Annotated in this window: 8 protein-coding genes; all 8 read right to left on the bottom strand. The window is 38.7% G+C overall.

Annotated elements, in window-relative coordinates:
• Positions 1-4: 4 nt before the first annotated feature.
• A complete protein-coding gene (locus AAOP42_RS06325; RefSeq protein ID WP_349527628.1) occupies positions 5-3,457 on the bottom strand; it encodes a SusC/RagA family TonB-linked outer membrane protein in 3,453 nt (1,150 codons plus the stop codon).
• A gap of 156 nt (positions 3,458-3,613) precedes the next feature.
• Complete coding sequence (locus tag AAOP42_RS06330) at positions 3,614-4,621, bottom strand: FecR family protein (protein WP_349527629.1); 1,008 nt, start codon at positions 4,619-4,621, stop codon at positions 3,614-3,616.
• Positions 4,622-4,687: 66 nt separating this feature from the next.
• Entirely contained in the window at positions 4,688-5,293 is a 606-nt protein-coding gene (locus AAOP42_RS06335) for an RNA polymerase sigma factor (RefSeq protein ID WP_349527630.1), read from the bottom strand.
• A 488-nt stretch (positions 5,294-5,781) separates the two neighbouring features.
• Positions 5,782-6,777, bottom strand: a complete 996-nt coding sequence (locus AAOP42_RS06340) for a discoidin domain-containing protein (protein ID WP_349527631.1) — start codon at positions 6,775-6,777, stop codon at positions 5,782-5,784.
• A gap of 24 nt (positions 6,778-6,801) precedes the next feature.
• A complete protein-coding gene (locus tag AAOP42_RS06345) occupies positions 6,802-8,016 on the bottom strand; it encodes a BT_3987 domain-containing protein (RefSeq protein ID WP_349527632.1) in 1,215 nt (404 codons plus the stop codon).
• A 38-nt stretch (positions 8,017-8,054) separates the two neighbouring features.
• Positions 8,055-9,104 (bottom strand): glycoside hydrolase family 18, encoded by a 1,050-nt coding sequence (locus AAOP42_RS06350; protein WP_349527634.1) that lies wholly within the window; start codon positions 9,102-9,104, stop codon positions 8,055-8,057.
• Between the two features lie 31 nt (positions 9,105-9,135).
• Positions 9,136-10,752, bottom strand: a complete 1,617-nt coding sequence (locus AAOP42_RS06355) for a RagB/SusD family nutrient uptake outer membrane protein (protein ID WP_349527635.1) — start codon at positions 10,750-10,752, stop codon at positions 9,136-9,138.
• 22 nt (positions 10,753-10,774) lie between these two features.
• Positions 10,775-14,140, bottom strand: a complete 3,366-nt coding sequence (locus AAOP42_RS06360; RefSeq protein ID WP_349527636.1) for a SusC/RagA family TonB-linked outer membrane protein — start codon at positions 14,138-14,140, stop codon at positions 10,775-10,777.
• Positions 14,141-14,242 lie beyond the last annotated feature (102 nt).

A 14,242-nucleotide genomic window follows, 5' to 3' on the forward strand; every position in this document is an offset into this window, starting at 1 on the left:
AGGTTTAAAAGGTAATATTTATACCAGTAGAATACAGTCTGGGAAAAGGTGTATAATTAAAACCAAATGGTTTTTCGGGATCAAATCCATCGGGTAGGTTGTGCGTTTCCCATAAGTTGCTTCCACTTACATATACCCTCAGGCTAGTGATTTTTAACCTTTCAATCAGCTGTAGGGGCAATGTATAACCAATCTGAAGGTTTCTCAACCTCAAGTAGGCATTGTTGTACATCTTATAGGGTGCAGCGGAAGTAGTCCAGTTCCAATCATCTATACCACCATTGCTGGTCATTTTTGGCCAGGTTGCATTCGGCCTATCCTCTTCATGGTATGTCTGTTGCCACTCATAGCCCCAAGGCTGCTCCCACCAGTTACCACCGAGTGGGCTATCTCCATTCATCACCTTCCAGCTACCTACTCCTACAAAAACAGCATTGAAATCTAACCCTTTGTAACTAGCCCCCAGAGTAACGGAGTACTGATGGTTGATCCTGTTGTTGTCCAGCAATATCAGGTCTCCCGAATCCGGATCTCCCGGCTTGTATAACCTACCTCCTTCCAGTACCCCATCGCCATCTTTGTCAACCCACATAGCATCTCCTATTCTGAGGTTCCCGGGTACCCCCTGCACATTTTTGTAATCGTCCAGAGTAGTCTGATCTGTAATCAGTCCACCATACTCATAGCCAAAGTACGAGCCTGTTGAGTAGCCTTCTATATAGCTGTTGTATCCAAATCCTGGCAAAATAGCATCTTCCAGACTAGTTACTGTATTGTTATCGTTACTATATACACCTTTTATGAAATAGTTAAAGTCTCCTACTTTGTCTGCCCACGTAAGAGCTACTTCTATTCCCTTGGTTTGTATTTCACCTCCATTGACAGTGGGCGGGGCTATGCCCAGCACTGTTGGAAATTCCTGACTGATTAGTATTCCTTCAGTGTTTTTTATAAAATAATCTAAACTACCCGATAGCCTGGAATCGAGTATAGAATAATCCAGTCCAAAATTGTTTATATTGACTATTTCCCACGTTCGGTTTTGGCTAGCTAATGGCGATGCTTCTGAAGCACCCTGCGTCTGAACCGGACTAACAGGATTCCCAAATATGTACACCCCACCAATGTTTATTCTTGAGAAATGATCAAATCGTCCCACATTGTTTTGATTTCCTAGTTGTCCTTTTGACACTCTCAGTTTGAGATTGTTCACAAAAGAATTGTTTTTCAGGAAGTCTTCATTTGAAATAACCCAGCCTGCTGAAACACCATAAAAATCACCCCACCTGAATTGCTTTGCAAAACGAGATGAACCGTCTCTACGGTAGTTTACCTCAAAGAGGTATTTTTCATTATAGTTATAGCTCAATCTCGAAAAATACGAGCTGATAGCATATTGGCTTTTAGTTTCATCGGTAGATTGTTCTTCCAAATCTCCCAGATCCAATACTCGCAGTGCTTCGGGTACATAATTTCTTGCGGCACTAAAAAAACGATTATCCGTTTCTTCATGACTAGCTCCAACTGTGACTTCTATATTGTGCACATCGTTTATTCTGCGATTATAAGTGGCAAAAAAGTCGGCAACCTGATGGGTATTTTTGTAGTAAGATGAACCCGCTCGTGTTCTGTCCGAAGAACGAGACGAAGGGTTTTCGTTCCAGTTATGGAATTGAATAATTTCTCTCAGAAAAGACTGATCTTCTACATTCAGATCCGTGCTAAACCTTCCGGTGATCGACAACCCTTCTAATGGTGTTAAAACAGCGTTGAATTGCGCCCGGGTGTTATATCTTAATATCTCGGTATCACCACCTGCCTCTGCCCATGCATGAGGAGGGCTGAAACCACCAAAATTGTAGTACCTGCCTTCGGGGGTAGAGAGTGGCATAGATGTCCATGCCTGGTCTATTCGTTCCGTAATAGCTCCATAATTGGTAGGTTCTATGACTTTTTGACGTTCAAGCGAAATATTTGTACCAATATTGAGTAGCCCATCAATTAAATCAAAATCATACTTCAACCTGGAAAAATATCGCTCGTTTGAGTTGTTTCCATACTTAAGCATTGATTCCTGATCCAACATCCCCACTGATATATAATAATTGGAATTAGTGGTACTTCCTGATACATTAAGGTTGTGTGACTGCATAAAGGCCGTCTGCCACATCTCTTTGCTCCAGTCTGTATGTCCCAGCCAGATGGTGGGAGTGTCCCCAAATGGTCCGGTTACCACCTCTCCCTTAGAAAGATCAAACCCCGGAGCAGTTACTATATCTCTCACATTCACAAAAAAGTGGTTGTTATTCCCATCATTTTCAAAAGCCTCTGAAGCCATGATCATGTGCTGCCTTACATCTGTAGATTTTGGAGTAAGCCCAGGTACGTTGAACGAATAATTCCCATCATAACTGATGACAGGCCGATCCGATCTGCCCTTTTTGGTTGTAACCAGTATAACGCCACCGGCGGCACGTGCTCCGTAAATAGCTGCCTGACCATCTTTCAGTATTGTGATGTCCTCTATGTCCTGAGGGTTTATTTTGTTTAATGCATTGGCATTAGACTCTCTTTGGGGAATACCGTCTATAACAATAAGCACTCCCGGAGATGACCTGGATGTAACTCCACGCACTTCTATAGAGTTGCCTTCGTTACCCACTCTTCCATCTCCTCTTAATACCAACAAACCTGGTATTTCACCTTGCAATGACGAAACTACCTCCGTCTGAGGCCTGCTTTTAAACATCTCCTCTCCTACAGAAAATGTGGATCCTGTAAGAGTCCCTTTGGTTTTGGAACCATAGCCGATTACCACTACCTCCTTTAATTTCTCGGCATCCAGTTCCATCTGAATATCAACAGTTGACCTACCAGCAATTGCAATTTCCGAGGTTTTATACCCTACAAACGAAACTACAAGCATTGCACCTTCTGGTAAGCTCAATTTATAATTTCCATCTAAATCAGTAGTAGTGCCATTGGTAGTGCCTTTTTCTATCACAGAAGCACCCGGCAGTCCTTCTCCGTTTTCATCGGTGATTTTTCCAGAAATTTCCACATCGTCAAAGCTCTCCTCAACAACAAAATCAGTACTTTTTTGTCCTTTCCAAACGTATATATTGTTATTTATTCTTTTGAAATTGTATTCGAATTCTCCCGAAAGTCGATCAAGTACCTTTTTTAGATTGGACTTTTTCAATTTCAAATTGATCCGGGAATCCGTATTTACCATTTGGCCTTGAGCGGTAAAAACAAAATTTGTCTGATTCTCAATTTGACTTATGATCTCCTCCAAAGAGGCATTTTCTGCCATAATAGAGACCTCTGTCGATTTTAAGGACTGGCCATTCGTTTCATTTGCAGACACAAATTGCAAGGTTACAACTTGTATCAGCATAATGTAGATCGAATATTTTGAGATATCCATTATTAGTTTTAGTAATATGTATTTCATAATTTTACAATTAGAGTAATTAATAAATCGATTACTTCCCGAAGCTTCAATTTGGGAAAATGAGTCTTAGGCTATTTGCAGTAGTCTAAGACTCTTTCATTCTCACATTGTGAAAAGTGTAGAGTCAAAGGCTATTTCATATCTTCTCCTTTCCTTTTATTGGCATCCTTTTCCATAGATTGTCCATTGGTTATATCCATTAAATTCATATTTAAAATCCAATAATGATTGTAAGCCTTTAAGTATAGTCTCAAGACTTTCTTTTTCATACTTTGCCTTTCTTATAATACAATTGCCCATCCCGCTGTTGTCCAATATTATCTTTTGGTCAAACCTTATCTCCAACATGGAAAGTACTTCTCTCATATCAACATTTTCGAAAAGAAGTTCTTTCGAATGCCAAGCCAAGCTTTTTCTCGCATCTACTTTTGCAAATGACAGTCGGTTTTGAGATCGGCTATATACTGCCTGCTCATTGGGAGTGAGTAATATTTTTTCATTGCCTTGAGTTTCAGTACTAAGTGATTCAACCTGTACCTTTCCTGTCACTACAGTCACTTCAATATCTTTTTGAGGATAAGCTCTGATATTAAATGAAGTACCTAAAACTTGCGTTTTTAGGTTAGCTGATTCTACAACAAATGGCTTTTCAGAATTTTTCACTACCTCAAAAAAAGCTTCCCCAGCCAAGATAACTTTACGTGTCTTTTCATCCTGTATTTCTGGAAAGCTTATAGAACTTCCGGCATTTAAAAAAACCATAGAACCATCAGAAAGTTTATATGAAGCCCTTTGACCTATTTGAGTTGTCTTGGTGATGTATTTCACCTCGCTCTCTTGATTATCGGACTGAATACCCACAAAAAATGCCAGCACCAATACAGCAGCTATGGATACTGCGATCTTTAATGGGGTCAGCCATCTTTGTTGGGATTTTTTAGGGGAATCCTTTTGGAAGATCTTTTCTAATAATTGCTTAGAATGCTTTGGTTTCAGAGAAGGATATTTTTTTAACTTTTCCCAAACATCTTCCAGAAGAGGATTGAGTTCATCAGAAATTGGTTGATCCTTGATATGATCAAAAAAAACTTTGAGTTCTTCGTCGGAACATTCATCCTTTAAAAACTTATCAAAAAGACTCTGTAGGTCAACTGTATCTTTCATGGTATTGCTTTAATACCTCTAATACAATTGTCGATACCCAAAAGGGTGAGTGGGTAAGAAAAAAAATTATATATCTGTGCTCCTAAGCAAAACGCATAGTAACAGAAACGTTTTCTCAGGGTACATATTAAGGGTTTTTCTCAATTCCGCAGTAGCCACCTTTAAGTGGCTTTTTACAGTATTTTTTGATATCCCCAGCTCGGTTGCTATTTCTTCGTATGTCAATCCCTGTTCATTTCTAAGCCTAAAAACTTTTCTTCTTTGTTTCGGCATTTTGTTCAATACCTGTTCAGCTAAACTGAGGTAGTCGTTATAGATGACTTCTTCTTCGGTAGAATTGCGATAGTATTGACTGGAAACTATCAATTGATCCTGCAGTTTGGAATCAAGAGAAGCCTTATTCACCAAATTGATTATTTGATTTTTAGCTATTCGGAATAAATAGGACTGAAAGGCAAGGTTTGGTTGGATGGAGGCACGTTTTTCCCATATTTTAGAGAACACATTGATGGTGAGCTCATCTGCCAAATCACGGGATTTAAGGATTTTATAACTAAAAGCGTAAATTTTGTCCCGATAGGTTTCAAAAATAGCCTCAAAAGCCTTGACATCTCCTTTTCGGAGTTCACCAAGAAGTTGGATTTGGCTGCTATCGCTTTCCCCTGATTTCATTCAAATTTGAAATTTAAACCGATCTGGAATAATAAAGTTCGTTTTCAGATCATATAAAGGGCTTCAATTTACATTAATCTCAAGAAAAACAAACGATTTGACGATAGTATGAAAAATAAATGAACAGTAAGGGTAGATTTTTTTTGAAAATCAATAGGTCTGTAAATATTGATAGAATGTTATCCAGATTCAGTAGTCATACCAACTACATGAGATCATTTACAAAAAACTGACAATAACTATCCTCACAGCAAACTGACAGGGTATTCATCAAAATTTTGTTTTGATGAAAACTTACTGCTTTCAAGCTTTTTAGCAGTTTTTACCGATGCAAGTATCTGGAAAATTCTTTTTGATAAGAGTTTTTGATTGATACGTAATTCAGATTTATTCCACTATTGGGCGGAATTTAAAAAAGAAAACAAAATTTAAATAACCTGAGACCATACCAAAATATATGGCCTCAGGTATTATATGCCAAGGCTGGATTACTCTAATTCATAAACGTCAAACCGAGACATAATTACAAAACTCGAACTCCATCCGACAATATGAAGTTTTATATACCGGGCACTAAGTGGAGAATAAAATTTAATATATTGATAAGAGGATGATGTAGATAGCTCAGCAGTACCTTGAGATGTCCAGTCTTCTCCATTTACACTGGTTGATACCATTATTGAATTAAGAGAGTAGCTTGTACTGTAGCTATGTATTCTAATACCCGAAATATTGGAATACTCGGCCGCCAGATCTACTGTAAGCGTACATTCTGTTGCCGGATTTACAAACCAGTAGTTTCGGGTACTGGTATTAAAGATATTAGACAAAGAGCCCGATGAAATAGGTATATCTAATGTAGCAGACCATTCGGATCTGTCATCTATGAGATCTCCTTCCATATCACCAGAAGTCGGTTTGGTATAAACGTTCGTCTCTTCTGTATTAATAACCAAATAAACTATATTGAGGTTTGAGCTTATTTCTGCGTTTTCTACAGAAGAGATTCTAACAGGAACCATGTAAGAATTAACATCCAAAAACTGTAAATCCTCCGAACTTATTGAAATTGTCAAACTATCATTGGATTGCACAGTTCCCTGAGAAATCATTAACTGATTAGTATTCATGTTCAAAGTAACAGCTTCCGGTAAGGGACTATATCCTTCCAAAATCAAAGAATTATCTTTTTCAAAAGTTACTTTAATGTCTCTTTCAGCTGAATGGGTACACTGCGCTGCTAATTTAATTTCCAGCTTGTCTGAATTACTCAATACGCTCCCTGCAGGAGTATTGATAACTTTAAATACGGCACTGTTTTTAGGTAAATTTATGGGACTCCAGAATGGAGTGTTGATATACACTTTATTCGTAGCAGTGCCTTCCACATCGAACGCTTCTTCCTCTTCGCAAGACTGAAACAATAACATTCCAATCGCAGCAAACCATATTGCTATATATTTCGAATTTATTATATTTTTCATCGTCGTAGTTTTTCTAATGTCCTGTTAATTACTACATCTGTTCTCGTCATCAGCTATCCAATTCACATAATCGGTTTTGTCATACTGATTACCATTTTGCCATGACTCAGACCAATCCATATCATAACCATTGCCTGTTGCATCTTTAAACACATGGCCTTCACCGTCATTCAACTTCCAATAAGCAAGCAATCCCTCTGATGCCGGATCAACCCCACAAATCCCCAATTGCAATTCACTTGATGTTAAACCTCTGTCCCATAAACGAATCTCTGCAATTCTGCCCAGAAACCTTTGCCTGTATGGATAAGAAGAGGAGGCCGTGCCACTATCAAACCAGGACATGCCCAATTCCAATCTTTGAAACACAGTTCCTTTTGTTCCTGCCAGTTCTGCATCTTTTACTCCATCAACGTACATGATGTATGTACTGCCGTCAAATGTCAGAGAAATGGTGTACCACTGACCTGTATTGAACCTTGTTGACGAAATCAATCCTCCTCCTGGGCTAACCCATTGCAGAGAATTCACATCCTGACCATTTTCTCCAAAACGAAGTAAATTGGTGATTGACTCATCAATCGGGCAAAAATTACTCAATCGGCTGATAGGCTCATTCCCCGGATGCCATTGATTGATATAACATTTGATTTCATAAGTAAATTGGGGAAGTTCAACAGGTTCATCTGCATAATAATTTCCGTAAAAATTCACATTGGTCATGTCCAAAGAACTATAGTGAATCACTCGTGAAACTCTTAAATAGATTGTTTTTGAAGCCTCTAAAACTTCCATATCCCCTCCTTCTATGCTTTCAATAGTTACGGGAATCATATAAGTTCGACCATCATGAAACTCATCAGCAGATGTAATACTAACAGTGACTCCACTAGATGCAGCACTACCTGCCTCTATCACTGCCTCGGTTTTATCCATGTTAATCACTGATTCAGGCAAAGGGTAATAATTCGTTTTATTCTTCATATTGTAAGATTCCACCAAAGAATTGTCCAGGGCAAATCTAACTTTGACATCTCCATCTACTTTACCAGTAGCTGAGGCTGTCACGATATATGAAGATGGCGTATCCTCTACTACAAAACTTACTAAAGGATTACTGTCAGTTCCGGTAACCAGAATAACCTCTTTCCCAAAATCCAGATCATCTTCACACGCTACAAAAAGCACAAGGCCAAATGCGCAAAGCAGAAGTGTTCTTATATTTATATATTTTTTCATTTTCATGTTTGTTTAAACTTTCAAATTCTACCTAACTATTATTGAACAGCAGGATTGGCAATTTGTATGCAACGTCTCAGGTTATAATATGGAATGCCGGAGCTATTAGAATATTCCCGGCCTATATAGAAGGCTCCAAAACCACCTTTAGCACCCTGAGTAGGATTCCAGCGAGCCATACCTTCCAAAGAATACATTTGACTTCCATCCGTTGTTAAGGTGTTTCCATCGTCTTCTACAAAAGGAGAACCACCGTTTTCAGCATGGCTTCCAAAGTTTTCAGTTACTATAAATTTTTTAGGTTTAGCCCAGTCAATTGAATTGTAATAACTTTGCAATCTGGAACCAGAATGCTCACTAAAACCTTGAGTATATGCCTGACGAATAAAATAGTTCACATAAGGTTCTGTTTCTTCATCCGGATATTGTGAGTAAAAGTCAACTATAAGGAGTTTATCGGGGTATTGTCCCATAGGACCAAAATACTGGCCTATGTATTGTACCAGTTTTGTAAAATTCTCACCTTGCAGCCAATCACCTTCAGGCTCATAGTCCAGATCAAGACCATCAATGTCAGCGTCCAAAACCTGATCGACCAAATACTGGCCATAAACTTCTATCCCTTCATCTGTATGATTTTCCGAAAGGTCATATTCGGTACCATCTCTAAGGGTAATAACTTTATTCATTCTCGTAATAGTAGGTGCCACAAAACGTGTTCCCAGCTTTTCACTAACATACCTCATGTCTTCGTAAGCTACAGGAGCATAACTATCACTTTGAGGATCATTACTTGGAATACCCATCCACAATGAGCAGATGTCCAAACTATCAGGAAGCCCCTTAATGCGTTCTCCCCATGAAGCAGGATCTTTGTAACCATCCACACCTTCCAACGGGGCATAAGCTGCATACCATACAAAACTTAATGTATGATTAGATTTTTTATATGCTCTAAGGTTTTCAAAGTACTGCTCATCGTATGTTTTTAACTTTTGAATATCCAATGACTCAACCTCAGTATCGCACCCTGCCATAAAAACAGTTGCAGAGAAAAGAGTCAAAAAACCTATTAGTTTTATTCTCATGATTTTCAAATTTTTATTTTTTAACACTGAATTATTTCTGGTCCCACCAAAGTTTAGTACCTCCATTATCCGAGCCACTTAACAATGAGACTCCTACTGTTACCCCAGCCTGATTATTGATGTATTCAGATTGAGGGAAGGGAATTCTACGAACCTGTTGATCACTATTGATCGTGCCATTACTATTGTTAGTAACAACTGGTAATAGCCTTGGGTAACCTGTTCTCCTAAATTCTGCCCATCCTTCAGGGCCATCAGGAAAAATGGCTATCCATTTTTGAGTAATAATTCTTTCGAGATTTCTTTCAAAGGAATCTGCCTCATCCCAGGCTATAGTAATATCACTTGGAGCTGAAGCATTAAGACTTGAACCTTCGGCATTATCATTAAATGCAATCGGAGTGCTTTCTGAATCATTAATATAACTATCTGCTCCATCAACATTATTTTCCAGGAATGAAACACTAATACCTTCTTCGTAAAATTCTTGAGCGGTACCATTCATATTCCATCCCCGAAGTGCACCTTCTGCTCTAAGAAAATAGGATTCCGCTCCAGTCATCCATACTATTTCAGTGTTACTTTGATTTACATTCAAATTCGAAATATTATCACTCACATACCTCGACCATACTGACGTCTCAATTCCCAACCGTACACCATGATACCCTCCATCTTCTGTAGGAGTAAAATAAGCTCCCAACCTGGGGTCTTCATAGCCATTCATATAAGAATCCATAGATGCGCTCATCCGTGCCTCACCGTCATTGAAGTTATAGGATATATCATACAAAGGATGATAATAGGTGAGATTGGAAGAGTGTTTTAAAGATGCTGCTTCACCCGGACTTGAAATAAGGCCAATTGGATTGTTAATAGACTTTTCGGCTTCTTCTTGCGCCAGAGCAGGATTTGCATACGCAATTCTAATGGCTAAACGCAACCTGAGAGTATTAGCAAATTTTACCCATTTTGTAGCATCACCACCATATATGTAGTCGTAATTAGCCAAAATAGTAGCAGAAGGATTGCCAAGTACATAGTCAGTCAACTCATCTATCGATGAATCCAACTCCTCAAAGAACATAGTATATACATTTTCCAAGGCATCATAGTCATTTTGTAGAGAACCACTCCCAAAATTGATATAAGGAACAGACCCATAAGCATCTGCCACCCTATGCATGGCCTCAACTTTTATCACTGTGGCTAACGCTGATACTTCGGGTAATCCTTGTTCATCTGCTATCTCAACTATGGATTGCCATGCAGGCATTACACTTGAAAACCCAGAAGTGAAGGTTTTCTCGATCCAACCTGTAATAAAATAGTAAGAACCATTGTGTACACCACTATACCATGATCCGGTTGGTGCAATATAACCTGAATACAAATCGCTGGTCAGACCTTGTGCTACCTGATAATCACTACTTAAATTGTTACCATCATCAAATAAAACTACATTTCTCTGCATCTGAGAGAAAAAAGCACCTGTTTTAAGGTTATCATTCGACATCATCTCCTCTGTGGCCTCATGCTGATTGGTATTGGCCTCCTCAAAGGAATCTGTACAAGAAATCATCAGAGTCATCAAAATCAGACTCAAACATGAAACTCGATACGAGTTAATTATCTTATATAAAATCATAATTATTGACAGTTTTAGGTTTTTAGAACTTTAACTTGACAGAAAACCCTATGTTTTTCAAACTAGGTGTCATAAAGTAATCCACCCCTTGAAAATAAGTTCCTGTGTTAGCTGTCAACTCAGGATCATAGGGGGCTTTGTTGTAGATCATAAACAAGTTGCGCGCAACAAAGGAAATATTAAGGCTCTGAATCCAATTGGCTAATGAATTAACAGGAACATCATAACCTAGTGTTACTTCACCCAACCGGGCATTGGTTGCGCTATAAATGTACATAGATCCAATACCTCCATTGGTTCCACCAATGGTCTGATAGTATTCCTTAGCAGGAATCCGTTTCCCATTTACAAGTGCTCCACCAGAATCTCTGGCTTCCTCCGAAGCTTTTGATACACCGAAAGCATCCATAACGGCCTGCGTATTGGACACCACTACACCACCAAAACGAGCAGTAAACAAGAAGCTGAATGAGAATCGATCCCAACTAAGATTGTTACCCCAACCTACATTAGATTTTGGTGCACTGTTCCCTGCTTTTACAAAAGCATTTGACTCTGCTGCCACAGTTTGTGATGATGGATCAACAAAGATTGCTCCGTGCTCGTCTGTTTTCAAGGTGTTGACATAAATATCACCCATAGATCCCCCTTCTTTCAGTATCATTTTATAACTACCTGTGCCACCCATATCCAGTTGGTCGAGAGATATAATTTCTCCTGTTTTAGGGTTTTCCCATTCGGGAAGTAATTCAATGATTTTGTTTCTATTCAGGGAATAAGTCAAATATGAGTTCCAATCAAATTTCCCAACTGTTTTATTATATCTCGCTGTTAGCTCAATACCTTGGTTATTGACTTTTCCTGCATTGACAATTACACTGGTAAATCCGGAAGAAGCAGAAAGAGTAGGCTCGAAAAACTGATTATATGTACTTGACTTGTAGAATGTTGCATCCAAAGTAAGGCTATTCGAAAACAAACCCAAATTCAACCCTACTTCCCAGGATTTGGTTCTTTCTGGCCGAAGATCTGTGTTCGGCATCCTTGTCTGTGTTTGGGGATATCCACTTGACAAAGGATAGGTGGGTATTGTAAGAAATACATTGGGCTCGTTACCAACTTCAGAATAGGAAGTACGAACTTTAATTAAAGATAATACATCAGATTCCAATGCCAGAATGTCCGATATAATACCAGTCAAACCAACAGATGGATAGAAAAAAGAACTGATATCCGACTGAGCCAAATTAGAAGACCAATCATTACGTCCTGTTACATCCAGATAAACGAGGTTCTGATAACCCAGCTGAGCACTTGCAAAAATTGATTGCTTTTTTGAAGCATATCCCGATTGAGAAGATTCCCCGGTAGAAGGATTAACATTAGAATAAGTAAATAAGTTGGCTACACCCAGCAGGTTGCCACCATACATATTCTGATCATAATCAATATTCAAAAAGTTAGATCCTACGTTTGCGGTTAGATTGAAACTCTCTTGAATTTTCTTATCAATGTTTAGTATTACTTCTCCATAAATTTGTCGGGTAGCCGCTTCATTTAGAGCGTAATATCCATTGTCGGATGCAAAAAGCCGGTTAGTAGAAGCACTGAACTTTTTCTGGTATTTTTCATTGCTTTTATCCATCTTGATACGTCCTGAAATACTCGCCCAGTCTGCAAATTGATACTTCAAAGACGCATTGCCCATGTACCTTTCTTTGTTATTGACAAACTTATTCCGCTCTGTTATCCAGTAAGGATTTTGTATAGACATACCCTGATCACCGTATGGCCAGAATTGAGTTTTGAAATTTCTTGAAGCATTGTATCTTTCGTAAACTTCTACTTTAGAAAAATCATCTCCTGCGGGAAATAGATATACAGCAAGGAATGGGTTAAAATATTGCCCCTGAGCCACCATGTTTTGCTCTTTCACATTACTACTCATGAACCCTATGTCCAGAGTCAGGGTTTCATAAATTTTTGATGTGTTACGAACAGAAAAATTATACCTGTCGTAATTGTTATTGTGTATTATTCCTTCTGAATTGACTGTACCGGCAGAAACGTAAGTCTGACTTTTTTCCGAACCTGTTGATAAACTCACCGAGTTAGTAATATTAACTCCTGTTTGGAAAAAATCAGCCGGATCATAAGAAGAAGGGTTAGTAAGCTTTTCTCCCCAACTGAAATAACTTCCACTTTCCGATTGCCCATAAGTTTTTTGAAATTCCGGTAAGACAAGTGGTGATGAAAATATCGTACTGTTTGAGATATTTACGGTCGTTTTCTCCTTGCTTCCTTTCTTGGTATTAATTAAAACCACTCCGTTGGCAGCAGAACTTCCATATAGTGCCGCAGCAGCAGATCCGGTTAACACTGATATACTCTCTATATCCTCAGGATTCAGGTTAGATATACCATCACCAGTCTGTCCTGCCCCTGAAAAAAGATCAGAAGGTTGGGCTGTAGATAAATTCGGCATTGGAATACCATCCACAACATACAAGGCATTGTTGTTTCCTGAAATAGATTTCACACCACGCATAACCACTCTGGAGGTACCTCCTACTCCGGATGATGAGCTTTTGATCGTTACCCCTGCCACTCTACCGTTTAGGTTGTTTACAAAATTGGCATTGGCAACCTGATTAATTGACTTTCCTGAAATTTCCTGAACATTGTAAGTCAGAGACCTGGTCTCTTTCTCAATACCCAAAGCAGTAACCACAATTTCCTCCAGTTGCTCGGCATCCAATTCCATCTGGACATCAACTACAGAACGGCCTTCCAAAGTAATTTCAGTAGTTTTATAGCCTACAAATGAAACAACGAGAGTAGCAGTTTCCGGTAAGCTTAATTTAAACTGGCCATCAAGGTCAGTAGTAGTACCATTGGCAGTTCCTTTTTCTATGACGGAGGCACCAGGAAGTCCGTCACCATTTTCATCGGTAATTTTACCTGATATATCTACATCTGCGAGTACTTCTATACGATTTACATTGTTTTTCACCTCGGCTTTCAACATAGGTGAAACTGAAATTCCATTGTTGACCTGACGAAATTTCAAACTTGCCTGTTTTGATACTTCCATCAGGATATCATACACAGATCTGGATGAACCAGGTTTTAAGTTGATAGTAGTTTTTTCGGGCAAATCCTTTTCCAAATAGAGCATCTCCAAATCAGAGTTGGATTCGATGAGGTCAAACACTTCTTTTATGTTGAGCCCGTTGACGGTGTTTTTTATGATGATATCACTGGTACTTGTATATTGTGCATTGCCATTATAAGCATACAACATCGTCATACAAAAAACCTGTAATATCAAACCACATGTCGAAAATTTAATGGTCATTTTCAATAACCTAAGTAATCTTAAATTCATTATCTTTGTGTTGAGTGAAACATACGTTTTGCTGTTTTCTGAATAATCATTTTCGAAGGTGTCTATTCAGGAACATCTTACCTCGGATGCCTTGCACCCGGG

Source organism: Reichenbachiella sp. MALMAid0571, from assembly GCF_040151475.1.
GTDB lineage: Bacteria > Bacteroidota > Bacteroidia > Cytophagales > Cyclobacteriaceae > CAXBNB01.